21 protein-coding genes are annotated in these 17351 nt (G+C 38.0%); 16 read left to right on the top strand and 5 right to left on the bottom strand.

Annotated features, from left to right (window positions below):
- Window positions 1–8 precede the first annotated feature (8 nt).
- The gene (locus ABES02_RS21845; RefSeq protein ID WP_430139575.1) at window positions 9–251 is read right to left on the bottom strand and encodes a spore germination protein; all 243 of its coding nucleotides are present in this window, start codon (window positions 249–251) and stop codon (window positions 9–11) included.
- A gap of 147 nt (window positions 252–398) precedes the next feature.
- On the opposite strand from ABES02_RS21845, the gene ABES02_RS21840 reads away from it, so the two are divergent.
- The 3 genes from ABES02_RS21840 (at window position 399) to ABES02_RS21830 (ending at window position 1670) form a co-directional block, all read left to right on the top strand.
- Entirely contained in the window at window positions 399–1172 is a 774-nt protein-coding gene (locus ABES02_RS21840; RefSeq protein WP_430139573.1) for an SDR family oxidoreductase, read from the top strand.
- Window positions 1173–1248: 76 nt separating this feature from the next.
- Window positions 1249–1398 (top strand): YflJ family protein, encoded by a 150-nt coding sequence (locus ABES02_RS21835; RefSeq protein ID WP_430139571.1) that lies wholly within the window; start codon window positions 1249–1251, stop codon window positions 1396–1398.
- A gap of 113 nt (window positions 1399–1511) precedes the next feature.
- On the top strand, window positions 1512–1670 hold the full coding sequence (locus tag ABES02_RS21830; RefSeq protein ID WP_430061402.1) for a hypothetical protein: 159 nt from the start codon (window positions 1512–1514) through the stop codon (window positions 1668–1670).
- Window positions 1671–1768: 98 nt separating this feature from the next.
- Here the strand turns inward: ABES02_RS21830 and ABES02_RS21825 are convergent, their stop codons facing one another.
- Together ABES02_RS21825 and ABES02_RS21820 are read right to left on the bottom strand one after the other, a co-directional pair.
- Window positions 1769–2329, bottom strand: coding sequence for a GNAT family N-acetyltransferase (locus ABES02_RS21825; protein ID WP_430139569.1), 561 nt, complete (start codon window positions 2327–2329; stop codon window positions 1769–1771).
- Window positions 2330–2634: 305 nt separating this feature from the next.
- Window positions 2635–3762: an amidohydrolase gene (locus ABES02_RS21820; RefSeq protein WP_430139567.1), complete on the bottom strand. Its 1128-nt coding sequence runs from the start codon at window positions 3760–3762 to the stop codon at window positions 2635–2637.
- Window positions 3763–3951: 189 nt separating this feature from the next.
- Here ABES02_RS21820 and ABES02_RS21815 point away from each other — a divergent pair, with 189 nt between their 5' ends.
- The 7 genes from ABES02_RS21815 (at window position 3952) to dapF (ending at window position 9091) form a co-directional block, all read left to right on the top strand.
- Entirely contained in the window at window positions 3952–4275 is a 324-nt protein-coding gene (locus tag ABES02_RS21815; protein WP_430139565.1) for a DUF4870 domain-containing protein, read from the top strand.
- A gap of 105 nt (window positions 4276–4380) precedes the next feature.
- Entirely contained in the window at window positions 4381–4578 is a 198-nt protein-coding gene (locus ABES02_RS21810) for a PLD nuclease N-terminal domain-containing protein (protein WP_430139563.1), read from the top strand.
- Window positions 4578–5486, top strand: coding sequence for an ATP-binding cassette domain-containing protein (locus tag ABES02_RS21805; protein WP_430139561.1), 909 nt, complete (start codon window positions 4578–4580; stop codon window positions 5484–5486). Before ABES02_RS21810 ends, ABES02_RS21805 begins: the two co-directional genes overlap by 1 nt.
- Window positions 5483–6262 (top strand): ABC transporter permease, encoded by a 780-nt coding sequence (locus tag ABES02_RS21800; protein WP_430139559.1) that lies wholly within the window; start codon window positions 5483–5485, stop codon window positions 6260–6262. The genes ABES02_RS21805 and ABES02_RS21800 overlap by 4 nt, the downstream gene beginning before the upstream one ends.
- Before the next feature lie 84 nt (window positions 6263–6346).
- On the top strand, window positions 6347–7198 hold the full coding sequence (locus ABES02_RS21795) for a patatin-like phospholipase family protein (RefSeq protein WP_430139557.1): 852 nt from the start codon (window positions 6347–6349) through the stop codon (window positions 7196–7198).
- Window positions 7199–7317: 119 nt separating this feature from the next.
- Window positions 7318–8076 (top strand): hypothetical protein, encoded by a 759-nt coding sequence (locus ABES02_RS21790; RefSeq protein WP_430139555.1) that lies wholly within the window; start codon window positions 7318–7320, stop codon window positions 8074–8076.
- Between the two features lie 37 nt (window positions 8077–8113).
- The gene (gene dapF, locus ABES02_RS21785; RefSeq protein ID WP_430139553.1) at window positions 8114–9091 is read left to right on the top strand and encodes a diaminopimelate epimerase; all 978 of its coding nucleotides are present in this window, start codon (window positions 8114–8116) and stop codon (window positions 9089–9091) included.
- A gap of 15 nt (window positions 9092–9106) precedes the next feature.
- Here dapF and ABES02_RS21780 read toward each other — a convergent pair whose 3' ends face one another.
- Window positions 9107–10951, bottom strand: a complete 1845-nt coding sequence (locus ABES02_RS21780; protein ID WP_430139551.1) for a DNA ligase D — start codon at window positions 10949–10951, stop codon at window positions 9107–9109.
- A gap of 128 nt (window positions 10952–11079) precedes the next feature.
- Between ABES02_RS21780 and ABES02_RS21775 the strand changes: the two genes are divergently transcribed.
- From ABES02_RS21775 to ABES02_RS21760, 4 genes are all read left to right on the top strand, one after another.
- Window positions 11080–11913, top strand: coding sequence for a Ku protein (locus ABES02_RS21775; protein WP_430139549.1), 834 nt, complete (start codon window positions 11080–11082; stop codon window positions 11911–11913).
- A gap of 177 nt (window positions 11914–12090) precedes the next feature.
- Entirely contained in the window at window positions 12091–13047 is a 957-nt protein-coding gene (locus tag ABES02_RS21770) for a nucleoside hydrolase (protein ID WP_430139547.1), read from the top strand.
- A 200-nt stretch (window positions 13048–13247) separates the two neighbouring features.
- Window positions 13248–13448 (top strand): cold-shock protein, encoded by a 201-nt coding sequence (locus tag ABES02_RS21765; RefSeq protein ID WP_223593178.1) that lies wholly within the window; start codon window positions 13248–13250, stop codon window positions 13446–13448.
- 96 nt (window positions 13449–13544) lie between these two features.
- Complete coding sequence (locus ABES02_RS21760; protein ID WP_430139545.1) at window positions 13545–13748, top strand: cold-shock protein; 204 nt, start codon at window positions 13545–13547, stop codon at window positions 13746–13748.
- Window positions 13749–13788: 40 nt separating this feature from the next.
- Here the strand turns inward: ABES02_RS21760 and ABES02_RS21755 are convergent, their stop codons facing one another.
- The gene (locus tag ABES02_RS21755) at window positions 13789–14082 is read right to left on the bottom strand and encodes a DUF6509 family protein (protein ID WP_430139543.1); all 294 of its coding nucleotides are present in this window, start codon (window positions 14080–14082) and stop codon (window positions 13789–13791) included.
- A gap of 216 nt (window positions 14083–14298) precedes the next feature.
- On the opposite strand from ABES02_RS21755, the gene ABES02_RS21750 reads away from it, so the two are divergent.
- Both ABES02_RS21750 and ABES02_RS21745 read left to right on the top strand, forming a co-directional pair.
- Complete coding sequence (locus ABES02_RS21750) at window positions 14299–14961, top strand: TorD/DmsD family molecular chaperone (RefSeq protein ID WP_430139541.1); 663 nt, start codon at window positions 14299–14301, stop codon at window positions 14959–14961.
- Entirely contained in the window at window positions 14954–17341 is a 2388-nt protein-coding gene (locus ABES02_RS21745) for a DMSO/selenate family reductase complex A subunit (protein ID WP_430139539.1), read from the top strand. Before ABES02_RS21750 ends, ABES02_RS21745 begins: the two co-directional genes overlap by 8 nt.
- The last annotated feature ends 10 nt before the right edge of the window (window positions 17342–17351 follow it).

Genomic DNA, 17351 nt, shown 5'->3' with positions numbered 1-17351 from the left:
TCAGTCCTTTATCTCGGATTACTAAACACGTTGGACGGATTTGCGATATCTCCCATATCATTGACGTCAGGATCAATAAATACGTTTTCCATTGCAGCATTCGGCGGAGCGAAATCTCCATAGGCTGCATTTTGGCCCTGAGATTTTGTATTAGCTGTATGGGCATTATGAAGGGCTTCACCGATGTTGACAGACCCGTTGTTAGAGACACTGTTAATTTTCAGGCTGAAAATGTTGATTACAGTCTGCATCCTGTCACATCCTTTTTATTGATATCTCATCTCATACTATGCATTAACCTGCCCATCCGTTATTAAAGTTTAAAATTTGCATATATAATTGAATCTTTTTAACATATAGTAAAGAGAGAAATTTTTTATATAGTGAGGTAATGGTTCGTGAATAAAAAAACGGCTTTGATTACAGGCGGAGCCTCAGGACTTGGAAAAATGACCGCCCTTCTGCTTGCAGAAAAAGGATATCAGCTTGTCATTAACTATAGAACGAGTGAATCAGAAGCTGTTTTGTTAGCACAACATTTAAACGAAACTTTTGGTACAAAAAACATGGCCGTGCAAGCTGATGTTGCCAGTCAGGAAGACTGTAACCGAATGGTTAATCAAATTCTTACTGCCTACGGAACAGTGGACGTGCTCGTTCATAATGCCGGGCCCTATATTCATGAAAGGAAAAAAATGACGGATTACTCTTTTGAGGAATGGAACTACCTGATAAATGGAAATTTGAGTGCTGTTTTTTATTTATCAAAGCTGTTTATTCCTACGATGAGAAAGCAAAAGTGGGGAAGAATTATTACTCTTGGCTATGATCGAGTCGAAACTGCCCCTGGTTGGGTGCATCGTTCAGCGTTTGCTGCAGCTAAGGCTGGTTTAGCCTCACTGACAAAAACGATTGCCATAGAAGAGGCTCAAAATGGAATTACCGCCAATATGGTTTGTCCTGGAGATATCATAAACGAATGGAAGGAAAAGAAAATAGCGGATGCATTGATGGCGGTAGATAGCGCCACCACCAGTATCAGGCAGGGGACCGGTGAGGATATCGCACGAGTCATTGCTTTTCTTGCCGAGGAAAAGTCTGATTTTATTACAGGAAGTATCATACCTGTTACGGGCGGAGTGGACGTACTTGGCAAAATACATAAGATATAAAGTATGAAAAAAGGAATGTGAGCCCTTAGCCTTTCATAGATTGTAGCGACAAGCAATTATGAAAGGGGATAGGGCGGTGGCTTATCAGGGGTCAAAAGGATGGTATGTTCAGGAATTAAAAAAGATCGGCATTACGAAACATCCAGTGGAACGTCGGAAAATCGAGCTATATAAAACCTTTATTTTAAGAAATTTATATCTTGAAAAAATCGGGAATACTAAATAGTGAAAGTGAAAAGGCCTGGGTTGAAATCAGGTCTTTTTTATGGTTTATCTGGAATGAAAAGGGGTTATTTTGTGGATAATAGGAAATAATCATCGATGAAAGGAGCAAAGAACATGAGTTTTAATATCAACAGAATAAACCCTAATCAAACTCAAATATTTTTTCATGATGGCCGATTTGAAACATTAACCAATGAGGAATTAGAAGAATTTTTGCTCCAAATGGGACTTAGTGAGGTAAATGAATCGCTTGAACAAAATGTCACGGATTAATAATATTTTATTGCTAATTTAAAATGACTAAGGCGATTTTTTGCGTCTTGGTCTTTTTTATGAAATAAAAAAAGCAATCGGCGATTAACCGATTGCTTCTAAGCTTCCAATAAGTGTGAAGTGTCTTCTTGAGAAGAACCACTTCTTAGGAAATGCAAATTGTACAGGTCTTTTGGTATTTCATATAAATCGTAAACGTCCTCATTTGCATTCAATTGATCATAAAGAGATTTTCTAGACTCATTCGCTTTAATTACGTAAGGCAATTTTTCGGCAGCCTTAATAGACCTTATATTGATTTTTCGAATCCGCATAAAAACAGTTTCGATACCTAATTCGAAAAAGAGTTCTTGGAAAAAAGCTTCTTTTGCCGGGCTGTTATAGCCTTGCCCATGATAGGGCTTCCCGAGCCAAGTACCTAAAAATCCGGCATTATCCTCAATATCAAACAAATTGATTGTCCCGATTGGAGCACCCCATTCATCAAGAATAGTTCGGGAAATTAATTCTCCTCGCTCTTCAGCTTCAAGCGTTTGTTTCGTGATAAATAAGAATTCATCATAAGAAGCTGCTTTGTGGCGCACAAAAGGGAAGACATCTGGATGCGTCATTAATTCGAATAATGTATGGCTGTCATGAAGATCACGTTTCTTTAGCATGAATATCCCTCCATTAGGGCATTCCGATCCCATGTCAAAAGAAGCGGTCCACCCTCGAAATTTTTTATAAAGTTGCGTAAAAAATTTCGGGGTGGGAATCGAACCCACTAGAACCAGGATAACTGGTGGCGCACCATTTGCCTTCCCTATTTTATTTTTTGGTTATACAGAATTTGTTCATAAACCCCCAAGATTTTCAGGTCTTAAACAGTCTCACTTAGAGTATGATACAAGAAATTTCGTGAAAAAGAAATAGGTTTTTTGCACATTTTCAGCAAATTTTTATTCCAATTTTCTACAATGTTCTACACCTCTGAATAGATCATTTCGCCTGCTATCATCGTCCATTTTGGTTTTGCTAAGTAATGGAAAGGATGATGGCTCCATAACACCAAATCAGCATCCTTGCCTTCTTCAATACTGCCAACATGCGCATCTATCTTTAAGTTTCTTGCAGGTAAAATCGTAATCCCTTCCAGTGCTTTTTGTTCAGGTAATCCTTCACGGTTAGCAATGCCCGCACAAATATTTAAATATTGAATGGGTGTATAAGGATGATCGGTCGTAATCGATACTTCAACACCATGATTTGTCAATTCCTGATATGTTTTCCATGTTTTATTCTTTAATTCTACCTTTGACCTTCTTGTTAAGGTGGGCCCTACAGACACCTTTAAACCTATACCTGCCAATTCACCTGCGATTAAATGACCTTCAGTACAATGTTCAATTCTTAGGTCAAGATTAAATTCTTCTGCAAACCGTAAAGCTGTAATAATATCGTCAGCACGGTGAGCATGAATTCGTACTGGAATCTCTCGTTTTAATGCCATTACTAAGGGACTGATTCTCAAGTCATCGGGGTTATCGGCATGAATGGCCTGATAAAAAGCTTCCCTAAGCATCCCCATGATCCCCATTCGGGTAATGGAATCACTATTTCCGTGAGAGTGGATTCTTTTCGGATTTTCTCCTAAAGCAATTTTTAAACCAGCAATATCTTGGATAATCATTTTCTTGATATTTTTTCCAGATGTTTTAATGACGGAAGTGGTCCCACCAATTACATTTGCGCTGCCAGGCATTATGTGGACCGTGGTGATTCCGTTCTTAATTGCATCAGAAAAAGCTGGATCTAGTGGATAAACACCATCCATTGCTCGGATATGGGGTGTTAATGCTTCAGCTGTTTCATTTGCATCATTACCTGCCCAGCCTGTACCTTCATCATAAAGACCTATGTGAGTATGCACATCAATGAAGCCTGGAAAAAGGTATAGTTGGCTGCAATCCATGATTTTTACGTTGGAATCGGTAACGATATTTCGGCCTACCTTTTTAATTTTTCCCTCCTCAATGAGTACATCGCCGGATTTGATTGGATTAGATGTAATCGGGTAAATAGTTGCATTCTTTAAAAGTAAGTTTGTCATAATTAAACCTTTCTATATCTTGATAATAGTATTTTATCTATTTTACCAACTAGTGTGCCTAGAGAAAAGTAGGGAATTTTCGCCTTTTTCAAAAAAAAGCGGATTTTTTTGTGACTTATGAAACCTTTAAAAAGGTAAAGCGTAAATAGTAAGGTAGATAAAAAATATTTTCCAATGGGGGAAATGAAAATGGTTAAAAGTGAAGAAAGGTTGTTGGCGGCTGGGATTTATGTGTTAAGTATTTTTTTTCCAGTTTTAGCACCACTCATAATTTGGCTAATAAAGAAGGATGATTCTTCATTCATCGATTATCATGGGAAAGAATATTTTAATTTTGCCATATCTTATGCTGTTTACTCTGTCATTTCTGGCATTTTAGTAATAGTTGTAATTGGCATTTTCTTATTGTGGGCACTGGGGATTGCGGCATTTATTTTTACCATTATTGCAGCAGTCAAGGCTTACGAAGGCAATCAATATCAATTCCCGTTAATTTTCAGGCTGCTTAAATAGATAGGTAACAATGAACCCAGCAAAATTTTTTGCTGGGTTTTTGAACGTTTTTAACGTTCAAGCGTCATATAGATATATCAGTTGAAAACAAAGGGGGAGAACAACATGGATGCTATAGTCCAACATTTACCTATTTTAATGCCAATTTTCATTATTCAACTTATTTTATTAATTGTTGCCATTATTGACTTAGTAAGGATTGAAAAAACGAATGGTCCGAAGTGGCTTTGGGCCATTATTATTTTGTTTGTTAATCTGATCGGCCCAATCCTTTATTTTGTGATTGGAAGGAGAAATAACTAATGTCCCTTGTTCAAATATCTGGACTGAAAAAGAGTTTTCAAGGAACAGAAGTGATTAATGGACTTGATTTTTCTCTAGAGAAAGGGAAGTGCATTGCTCTCTTAGGACCAAATGGAGCGGGAAAAACAACCACACTAAGGATGCTTTCCGGCTTGATGGCACCGACATCAGGAACAATCACTTTTACAGATGCCAAAAAAGGTGAAGACATTCGCAGATTCATCGGTTATCTCCCTCAGTTTCCGGTCTTTTATGAATGGATGTCAGGCTTCGAATTCTTAACATACGTTGGCAAGCTTGCAGGATTATCTCATAAACAAGCGAAAGAACAATCGCTAGATCTTTTACAGCTTGTTGGAATTTTGGATGCCAAAAATCGGAGAGTAGGGAAATACTCCGGAGGGATGAAGCAAAGATTAGGAATTGCTCAAGCGCTTATTCATCGCCCAGAACTTATCATGCTGGATGAACCAGTATCTGCACTTGACCCTATTGGGAGAAGAGAAGTACTGGATTTATTGGAAGGGTTAAAGAAAGAGACGACAATCCTTTTCTCTACTCATATATTAAATGACGCTGAAGAAGTATGTGATGAGATTTTGTTTTTACATAATGGAAAAATTGTCGAGTCAGGGACGATGGAGGTGCTGCGCGACAGGCACCAGCAATCCAAAATTGATCTCATTTTTAAAACTCATTCGGATGAATATGGGGAGTTCTTCACTAATCATGAACTAACACAATCAGTAAACATGGATGGTAACCGCCTTAGTATCAACGTTAAAGATATTGAACTGGCAAGAAGAAGTTTTTTGCAACAGATTTCTGAGAAAAATTGGCCGCTTGAGAAATTTGAACTTAGCAGCATGACCCTTGAGGATGTCTTTATGAAGGTGGTGGGAAAATGAGTCAGTGGTTGACGCTTCTGCAAAAAGAATTATTGGAAATGTGGCGGAATTTTAAGTGGATTTGGGTGCCGATTACCTTTATTTTAATAGGAGTAAAAAATCCAATCTCTTCTTATTACCTGCCGCAAATTATTGATTCGCTTGGGGACTTGCCTGAAGGGGCGGTTATCAAAATTCCAAAGCCAACCGCAGCTGAAGTATTAATCCAAAGCCTTGGGGAATATGCTACTCTCGGAGTCTTAGTGATCGTTCTTTCAACGATGGGTATTATCGCTGCGGAAAGAAAAAGCGGTGTGGCCGCGATAGTTTTGGTAAAGCCGGTTTCTTTTCTATCCTACGTCACAGCTAAGTGGGCCGGAGGTGCCCTGTTATTATGGATTTCTTTTTTTATTGGTTATCTTGCGACTTGGTACTATACGGGTTTGTTATTTGAATGGGTTCCGATCAATGAATTTTTTCAATCCTATTTCTATTATGCCATATGGTTTACCCTGATTTTAACCGTTACAGTGTTTTTTAGTTCTTTGTTAAGAACAGCTGGTATTGCTGGTTTTATCTCACTTGCAGTTATCATAGTGGTTACTATAGTATCAAGCTCCTTATCACAGTGGCTTGAGTGGAGTCCTGCTCAATTATCGGCCTATGCGAATCAATTCCTTTTAGATAAGGGAGTCTCGGATCAGCTTTTACCTACTAGTTTATTGGCTGCAGCCTGTATTTTAATACTGTTAGGAGTAAGTATAATGATTTTTAGGAAAAAAGAACTTGCCGCTTAGGAAAGTCATTTCGTTTTGAAAATAGTTGTTGTTATTCTATAATGGCAATTATCTTAACAGCTTTGATAGAAGGGAAGAAACAATGTGGCAAATCAAGTCGGTTTGGTATTAGAAGGCGGCGGGATGCGTGGCGTTTATACAGCTGGTGTCCTTGAATACTTCTTGGAGCATGAATTATTTTTTCCATATGTAATCGGTGTTTCGGCAGGGGCATGTAATGCCGCCTCCTATTTGTCAAAGCAAAAAGGAAGAAATAAGACTGTCACGATAGATTATGCTTCTGACCCAAGATATATATCGTGGAGAAATTTTTTTAAGAATCGTCAATTTTTCGGGATGGATTTTATTTTCGATGAAATACCTAATCAACATGTACCATACGATTATGATACATTTTATAACAGTTCAACCGAATTTGTCGTGGGTACAACTGATTGTTTGACTGGCCTGCCTGTTTATTACAATAAACAGGATTACGGGGATGATTTTTTAAAAGTAATTCGGGCATCGAGTTCCCTGCCGTTTATAGCTCCTGAAGTGCGATTTAAGGATAAAATTTTGCTAGATGGCGGGATTACTGATCCGATTCCTATTAAAAAAGCACAACAGGATGGTTTCTCTAAAAATGTGGTGATTTTAACTAGAAATTCAGGCTATCTAAAAAAACCTTCAAAATTTCACTTTCTTGTTGACCGGAAGTATCCCGAGTATAAGGGCCTCCAGCAGTCACTTAGGAAGAGATACGAAATTTATAATAATACGGTAGCCTACTTAGAGGAAGAAGAGAAGAAGGGGAAGGTGCTGATTATTCGCCCCACACACCCATTAAAGGTTGGTCGGATGGAAAGGAATCCGTTAAAACTAGAAGAACTCTATAATCAGGGCTATGAAGATGCTAGAAAATCAATGCAAAAGATTTTAACATACGTGCATTAAGAGGAAGAGTCTTTTTAGAAGGACTCTTCTTTTTTATCTATTAAATCGAAAATCTCCTATCATTTTTTTGTCAGTTGATAAATAAACTAGAAATGAGCAATCGATAAGGGGTTTTCAATATGAAAATATACGAATATTACCGAGATGCCGCCAATATTAGCTTAAATGGTAGTATTGCAGCACTGTTACCCGCTAGTCTAATTGTCTTTGGAAATATTTCCTTTATTAACAATCAAAAAATAATGCTATTGACGATACCATTTTTTGTCTATAGTTTTCTCAGTTTTCAACTCTATCTTTTTAGAAGAGAACAGTCAATCACAATTGCTAGGAACATGTCTAGTACTAATAACACTGTAAATTCCTTTTTCAATGCCAACCAATTATTAGTGTTTTTTATGAATACACAATCACCAAATTTACTATTTTATTTTCCGAATGGATACCTAGCAGGTAGTATTGAGAAATACCAACGAAATGTTTATGTCCTCTACAATTGTGAGAAGGAGGCGATTGGTTATTTTAAAGTTAATGGAAGAAAAGTGGTAACTGTTGATGTGTACAGCCCATGCAGAAGTTATCTTGGCTGCTTGGAGATTAAGAAGCTTACTTGGAATAAAAACAAAAAAGAATTACTCGATGGGGCAGGCAGATATTTGGGGGCGGTTGAAGGATCTTCCATTTATATGGATGAGGAAGTGATAAATAAAAAAAATCAGCAAGTGGGACGTCTCAGAAGGGGATGGATGCCGCTTGAATGGAGTCCTTTGTTTCCAAATCCCAATACTCCTGTGCTTTCATTACAGGGTCTTAAATCTGAAAGAGACAAGCTCCTAGGGTTATCATTTTTAATTCATGAATTCTTTGTCGAAAGATGATATGATACAATATAATGCCATTGTGGGAGGAATTATATTGGAAATTAATTTGATAAAAGGACATGGATCTGGAAATGATTTTTTAATCATTGATGAAATATCGAATAGCTATACTTTCTCGGAAAATGACCGAGCGGAACTTGCCCGTTTATTATGCAATCGGGAGTCAGAATTAGGTGCTGATGGAATTCTATTTGTAATGGAAAGCGACCATGCCGATGGACGAATGAGGGTCTTTAATGCGGACGGCTCAGAAGCTTCTATGTGCGGTAATGGACTTCGCCTGGTAGCCCGATATATTTGTGAATTAAAGGGACTAAATGAAGCAATTATTGAAACAATGAAAGCTGATTTGAAGGTGAGTAAACAGGAGGACTTAGTTTCCGAGGTTCATACTTATCAGGTGGAAATATCCCCAGTACTGTTTGAATTATCCGCGCTGCCTTTAAATTTAAATCAGCCATCATTGCTCAACAAAAAAATAGAAGAGCTTTCAGGTGAATTGACTTTTACAGCACTAGCAGTGCCCAATCCACATTTAATTACGATTGTTGATAGGGACCAGCTTCAATTAGACATCCAAAAACAGCTTAGTGAAAAAGTGAATGGTCCAAATCGCTTGTTCCCGGACGGAGTCAATGTTAGTTTTGTAAAAATAATAGATACTGATGCCATCTATGTTAGAACCTTTGAACGGGGTGTAGGTTTTACAAATGCCTGCGGTACAGCTATGTCTGCTTCCACTTTGGTTACCTGTTTACAAGGCTTTAATGACTTCGAAAAGGTTATTAAGGTTTACAATAATGGGGGAAGAGTACAATGTGTTGTTCACCAAAACGATGAATCCTATTACATTGACTTGATTGGCAATGCAACCTACCTTTTCAATGGTACGATTAACGTTGATCTAAACAATCGGATGTTTACGGTGGAGTCAAGAAACGATATTACTGAACAGAATGCCTATGAGAAACTGCAAACTGAAGCACAACAAATCTTGCAGGAAGCATTGTAAGGATAAGGACGCCCCTTATCCTTTTTTTGCTGTTTCTTTTTTTAATATTTCCAGAACGGGTGCAAAGGGCTGAATCGCTTTTGTTTGCTGGTAATTCTTGAATGGATCTATTTGTTTCCGAATGCGTGCTAAGGCATATTTTAATGTAAATGTTTTAGGATCTAGCTTTTCATCCACTTCCTCCCAATAAAGCGGAGTGGCCACACCAGCATGCTCATTTCCCCTCATGGAATAGGGAGCAACAATCGTTTTACCTTCACTATGTTGAACGTAGTCTACATAAAGCCTATTTCCGCGGTTTTTTTTCATTCTTTCAATTGTGAAGGATTCAGGATCCTTTGAAATTAAGTACTCGGCAATAAAGCTAGTAAACAGTCTTGTATCATCGTAGGTGTATTCGCCCTCCGGTAGAGGAAGGTAAATTTGCAGCCCTTTATTGCCTGAGGTTTTAATAAAACCGATTAAATTTAATTGATCAAGTACTTCTTTAATTAATAAAGCAGCTCGTATCGCCAGATAAAAGTCATCCTTGGATGGTGGGTCCAAATCAAATACTATCTCACTAGGACCTTTGCTGGTAATCGTTTGAAAAGGCACATGAAATTCAATAGCCAATTGATTTCCTAGCCAAATCAGGGTTTTAAGATTGTTGCAAAGGATATAGTCGATTCCATCTGCTAAATGTGTTTGGACAAATTCCGGAGCATAGTCCGGGCAGTTTTTTTGGTAAAAAGCTTCGCCAAACATTCCGTGTGGATAACGGATCACCGTTAACAAGCGGTTATACAAAAATGGAAGCATATAGGGAGAAACCTCCCGTAGGTAAAGGATATAATCAGCTTTCTGAATGTCTAGCTTTTCCCAAAGAGGTTTATCTGGATGTGTAATTTCCAGATTAGTTGGTAAATTTTTTTGTCCAAACAGGAACTTTTCATATGTACAGTCGGACGGTTCAACATCAAAACGAAACCGGTCAAAATGGGGCTCACGCAGTTGGTTTTCGTATAGTTCTAAGTATTTAACCTCGAGGCATATGGCAGGTTCCACATGAATAAACTGCCCATCATCGCGAATCATATTTTGTTTGATTGTTTGCTGAAGTGCCTGCTTTTCTTCTGGTTTAAATCCGAAAAGCACTTGGCCAATCCCATAAATTTGGTTATCTTTATAAACACTAATATAAAAGTATCCATTCGTTTTTTCAAAAGAGGTAATAAAGCAGGTGACATATTTCCAATTTTTGTACTTTAGCCATTGTAAGGACCGTTTTCCTTCTTCCCAAAGGCTGTTTTTTTGTTTGGCGACAATACCTTCCCCGTCATATAAAACCACCTTTTCCCATAGTTCATCAAATGTATGAAAGGCCATTATCGGCTGAAGCAGAAGGTCATTAGTAGGGTCTACCTCTAGCCCTAGACCGACTGTTTGAAATAATTTAATTAGTTCATCCTTTCGCTTATTGAACGGGATTGAGTAAAGCGATTTTCCTTTTTTATAAAGTAAATCAAAAACCATCAGTCGACACGGTGATGATTTCGCTTGTTCCGTTATTTTTTTTATTGATTTTAAGCGACCGCGAACCTGAATGGCTGCGAAATTAGCCTTATAAGGATTTTCCAGCCAAACCAGTTCTCCATCAAGCTGCAATGGTAGAAAGGGTCGGAATTGCTCTTCATATTGCAGCAAAAATTCTTGGATTTCTGGGAATTGAGGTAATAATGATTTCCCGTTTCGGCTCGTTAATTGAATACCGTTAGAATCCCAGTCCAAAATAGCACGGAACCCATCATATTTAACCTCATAGAACCATTCTGCATGAACATGAAGGTCGAAGGTTAGACTTGGCAGCATTGGTTTCATAAAAATAATTCCCTTCGTTTTTCTTTATTTTGTTTTTATATGGTGAACTTCATCCATTTCCAATTGTTTTTAGGAATGCAATCTTTGCGGAATCAAACAATAATAATAAAAAGAATGGAGAAATACTTATGCATACGATGTGGAAAGGAAGTATCAGTTTTGGGCTTGTGAACATTCCCATCAAGCTTCATACGGCAACAGAAGATAAAGATATTAAGCTTCGGACCCTTCATAATAAGTGTCATGCACCAATTAAATATGAAAAGATTTGCTCGGTTTGTGAAGAAGAAGTAAAACCTGAGGATATCGTGAAGGCATATGAATATACAAAAGGAAAATTTGTAGTACTCGATAATGAGGACCTTGAAAAGCTTAGAAAGGAAAACGAGGACAAAGCTGTAGAAATTATTGATTTTGTTAAAATGGATGAGATTGATCCGATTTATTATGACAGAAGTTATTATATGTCTCCAAATGAAGGAGGCGGGAAAGCCTATTCACTGCTACGAAAAGCACTTCAGGAATCGGAGAAAGTAGGACTTGCGAAAATCATCATTCGTTCAAAAGAGCAGATGGCCGTCATTCGGGTATTTGAAAATACATTGGTAATGGAAACCATTCATTATCCTGACGAAGTTCGAAAAGCAGGGGATGTGCCAAATGTTCCATCAGAGGACAAGGTAACTAAAAAAGAACTCGACACAGCTATTCTGTTAATTGATCAGTTGACATCTGAATTTAATCCGGAAAAATATACAGATGAATACCGAACAGCCCTATTAGAATTAATTGAATCAAAGCGGAATGGAAAAGAAACGGTGACGGCAGCAGCGAAAGAGGCTCCTTCTAATGTGACAGATTTAATGGCTGCTTTACAGGCCTCTATCGATCGAACAAAGCCGACTAAAACGGCGGCTGCTCCAAAGAAAAAAACAACCGTAAAAGTAAAGAAGCAAGCATAAAAAGTTTGAACGCCCGCGAACCGCACGTGCTTGAAGCGGACATCAATTATCAAGTTTAACCCAGCCAAAGCTGATTCGAATTTTTCGGGTCAGCTTTTTTCAGTCTGTTCTTACATACGTATTCATTGCATAGTTTTAATAAGTAATAGTAAAAACACTTTAAACGGAGGAGTGGTAATGGCATATAATGTGCTCATGGTTGCCGATCCAGGTATCGATGATTCTTTTGCCATCATGTACGCCTTACTTAATCCAAAAATAAACTTAGTAGGAATTGTCAGTGGTTATGGAAATACTCCAAAAGAGAAATCGATTAAAAATACAGCCTATTTATTAAATTTAGGGGGTAGGGTGGATATCCCCATTATTGCTGGAACAGCAGGGCCTTTATCCGGTGAACTTGTACAATATTATCCAGAGATTCATGGGAAAGAAGGCTTAGGACCGATTAGACCGCCTGATACCATTAAGGATGCAAAGGTTTATGATATTAATAAAATTTTAGAAATTGTCTCTCAGTATAAAAATAATATTGTCATCGTGTCGGTTGGAAGACTGACAGAATTAGCCTTAATGTTTATTTTATATGGAAATAATGCGTTAAAAGACGTTTCTGCTTTTTATATTATGGGAGGAGCTTTTTTAGTCCCTGGGAATATTTCGGCTGAGGCGGAAGCAAATTTTTATGTCGATCCGATTGCAGCCAATATGGTCATGGAGAAAGCCCATAATATCTATTTACATCCATTAAATATTACAAATAATGCCCTCATTACCCCCGATGTTATTCGTTTTCTCGGTGAAAACAGTCCAACACCTTTTAAACCGTTGTTAGTTCCGGCATTTGATTATTATTTTAAAGCTTATCAAAAAAATGTGCCTGGAATAAAAGGTGCTCCGCTTCATGATGTAGTACCGTTAATGGCTTTATCCGAACCAGATTTAGTTAAATATATTCCGAGAAGAGTCAGAGTGGAAGAATTCGGAGAGGCAAAGGGAAAAAGTATCGCTGATTTTCGACCGAAACCGGATAAAGAACCACCAGAATCACTTGATTACATTGGTGTAGAAGCTGATTATCAAAAGTTCACTGTAAATTTTATGGAAATTTTTATGCGTGGAAAGGGCAGCTAAAGATTATTTTGATTGACAAATGACAGATTTGGGGATAATATTAAGTTACGCTTTAATGTTCGTTAAATATTTATTGGATTAAGTAGTCGTAACTGCACGAAAGCTGTGGGTGATGTCTATTACCCAAGAGTGCAATTATGACTTTTTTTGTTTAAATGTAAAATTGACTTAAAGTGAACAAAATGTTGGAGGTAATATCCATGAAAAACGGTAAAGTTAAATGGTTCAATGCAGAAAAAGGTTTTGGATTCATCGAAGCTGAAGGCGGTCAAGACGTATTCGTTCACTTCTCAGCTATTCAAACAGAAGGCTTCAAAACATTAGAAGAAGGCCAAGCAGTTTCTTTTGAAATCGTTGAAGGCGCTCGTGGACCACAAGCTGCTAACGTTCAAAAAGCTTAATTTTGTTAAATAAAAAGGTGATGCTTTAATTTTGGCATCACCTTTTTAAATATATATTCACTTTAAAAACGTACAAAGTACAAGGGGTGATATGTTGTGGCATTTGGTAGGAGAAATGACGAAGAAATCAAATTAGAGGAAACAAAGATTTGGGTTTGTAGTTCAGGTGAGTGTAAATGCTGGATTCGCGACAATTTTAAAAGCAGTGATGTGCCCCGATGTCCAATTTGTAAAAGTGAAATGACACAAACAACAAAAGAACTTCAAGTTATTCATAATCATAGTAAGAATTTTATGTAGTCAAACGAAAAGCAGGGTGAATGAATGCACCCTGCTTTTGTTATTCCAAAATGTTTTCTTTACAATATGTAAGAACTAGTTCTTCTTCATCTTCTTCAAGGGCAAAGTCAAGGACCTTTTCGCTTCCTTTTTCGTAAAAATGATAGGTGGAAAGCTTTGCATCGTTTTCATCGACTACGAAAATGACCTTTAAGCCAACCCCCTTATCAGAAAAGAGTTCATCCTCTTCATCTACATTTAAATCCAGGAAATATTCATAGCGCTCTCCTGATAATAAGCCAAAAGGGTCTTCTAGTTTTTCAACTGTATGGCCAGTTATGTTCAAGGGGATCATCCTTTACTATTTATTAGTCCTTACTATTATACACATTTTTAAAGAAAAGCCGAGAAATAAGATTGATTTTGAATATAATGTGAAACGTTGCACAAAGTTGATTCCTAATTTGGTAGAATGCGGTAATATGGAATTGTAATCATGTTAGAAAGTAAAAGTAGGTGAAAAAGTTTAAGATTATTTGTGAAATACTTCACAAAATAGGAGTGTTTATGCATGACAAAAACAGAATCATTGCAAATCCAATTATTGCCTTTTTTATTATTGAGGAAAAATTTTTATCAAATGATTTATTTGCTATTTTCGGAACCCAATATGGAAGTATTTGAGCAAATTCAATCAAACGGCAATCTTCAAGAAATAAAAGAAATACATGAAGGTGGAAAAATTCTTGCTGCCTTTTTTGAACATTTGTCTTGCAGCCAATATAACAAGGTGCAAGAGGAATTTCAACGTCTATTCATTGGACCTGGCCCATTAGTAGCACCACCTTGGGAATCCTTTTACAGGAGTAAAGAACAATTACTTTTTGAGGAATGGAATGATCAAGTCAGGGAACAATTTCATCAATTTGGTCTCAAATCGATCAAGGAAAACAATGAGCCGGACGATCATCTCTTACTCGAATTGGAATTTATGATATTTCTTTTAGATTTATGTTTGCAAGAAACCGAAACTGCAATAATAGCAGAACTACTCATAACTCAGGTTAGGTTTTTATCAGAACATCTAACAGTCTGGATTCCATATTTTTGTGAACGCGTAATACAAAATACCACGAGCCAATTATATCTTGGGGCAGCATTGTTGCTAGAAGACTTTTTACATTTCGATTTACAAACAATTTCAGAGCTGAAGGAGGTAGTTGCACATGTTTGAAACGAACCCATTGAAGAATTTGTTAAACGATAAAATGAAGAGGAGGACTTTCTTGAAATGGTCCAGTGCGATTGGAGTACCCGTGATTGCAGGTGGGATAGGTACAAAAATGCTGGTTAGCAAACAAGAAGAGACAAAAGTAGTAAAAGCTAAAGAGGCAGAAAAAATCATTTCCACTTGCAGCATTAATAACTGTGGAGGCCGATGTGTGATTAAAGCGCATGTTAAGGATGGTGTCGTCGTTCGTGTCAGTACCGATACACAACAGGGAGGTGACCTTTCTACCCCACCGCTTCGTGCATGTGTCAGAGGAAGAAATTATCGAAGCCTGCTTTATCATCCTGATCGCTTAAAGTATCCAATGAAGAGGGTTGGAAAACGTGGAGAAGGAAAATTTGAACGAATTACCTGGGATGAGGCTATTGAGACTATTGCAAAGGAAGTAAAGCGAATTGGTGATCAATATGGACCGGAATCAAGGTATGTCAACTATGCATCCGGACAAAGCTGGGGCTTACATGGCGGCAAGAATGCGGCCAGGAAGCTGCTTTCACTCACAGGTGGCTTCCTAAATTACCGGAATGATTATAGTTCTGGAGCAGGCAATATTGCGACCCCTTATACATATGGCACGAACAATTCAGGAAGTAGCTTTGATTCCCTATTACATTCGAAATATATCATTCTATGGGGGCAGAACCCATCTGAAATGATTTTTTCTACACCTTATCGTGAATATTTAATGCAGGCTAAGAAAAATGGAGCAAAAATCGTGGTTATCGACCCGCGCTATACAGATACAGCAATTGCCTTTGCTGACGAATGGATTCCGATTTTGCCTACTACCGATAACGCTATGATGGATGCAATGGGCTATGTCATAATCACAGAAAATCTGCAAGACCAGGCATTTTTAGATAAATATTGTATAGGGTTTGACGGTGCTCATATGCCGGAAGGAGTCTCAAAAAAGGAATCGCTGAAAAGCTATTTGCTAGGGGAAAAAGATGGTGTAGCAAAAACTCCGGAATGGGCTGAAAAAATTTGCCGAGTGCCTGCAAGCAAAATTCGTGAAATCGCTAGGGATTATGCAAAAGCAAAGCCTGCTGCTCTAATTCAAGGCTGGGCCGCACAGCGGCAAGCATATGGAGAACAATTTATGCGCGGGGGAGCCCAACTGGCCTGTCTTACAGGAAATGTAGGGAAACTAGGCGGCTGGGCAGGAGGAACAGGATATTGGAGCCGTTCAGACATTGTCTACCCCTTCTCATACGAAAATCCCGTTAAAGCCTCTATTCCATGTTTCCTTTGGACGAAGGCAGTGGAAAAAGGAATAGAATTGACAGCGGCTGATGGTCTTGAGGGTACAGACCAGCTGAAAACAAATATTAAACTTATATTTAATATGGCTGGAAATATGCTCATAAATCAGCATTCGGATATTAATAAAACCCGTAAACTTCTTGAGGACGAAAGCAAAGTGGAATTTATTGTAGTCAGTGACCTCTTTATGACCCCAAGTGCTCGGTATGCGGATATTTTACTGCCTGGTACCACCTTTTTTGAACGTTATGACATAGGAATGCCATGGTGCTTTGGTGATTATGTAGTTTTTGGTGAAAAAACAATTGAACCATTGTATGAATGCCGCGATGAATATGATGTATTTGCTGAAGTGGCAGGCAAATTGGGATTAAAAGAACAATTTACCAATGGGCGAACAACATTAGACCTGGTAAAGGAAAGTGTGGATAGAACACGCAAAGAACTAAACCCAAATTTTCCAACCTTTGAGGAATTCCGTAAACAGGGTGTCTATCATTTTAAATATGATAATCCACTTATTGGATTTAAAGAACAAATTGACGAGAATAAACCATTTGAAACCCCTTCAGGAAAAATCGAATTATTCTCAAAAGCATTGTGGGATATGAATCAACATGATGAAATTCCAGCAATTGCAAAATATATATCTTCTTGGGAAGGGCCTGAAGATCCTTTAATAGAGAAATATCCTTTGCAGCTTATTGGTTGGCATTATAAGCGCAGATGCCATTCTACTTATGATAACCAGGAATGGCTGGAGGAAGCAGCGAAGCAAGAAATGTGGATGAATCCTACGGATGCTGAAAAAAGAGGCATAAAAAATGGGGATCGCGTACAGGTCTTTAATGATCGTGGCTCGCTCTTTATTGATGTAAAAGTGACACCGCGCATTACTCCAGGTGTCACCGGAATACCGCAAGGTGCCTGGTATACCCCAGATAAAAACGGGCTGGATCAAAGGGGTTCACTTAATGTGCTGACAACACAGAAGCCAACACCACTAGCTAAAGCAAATCCACAGCAAACAAACCTTGTTGAAGTGAAAAAAGCGTAAGGAGTGAGGA

This window comes from Neobacillus pocheonensis (assembly GCF_050477905.1).
Classification (GTDB): Bacteria; Bacillota; Bacilli; order Bacillales; family Cytobacillaceae; genus Neobacillus; species Neobacillus pocheonensis_A.
This window is presented reverse-complemented; position numbering and strand designations above follow the sequence as displayed.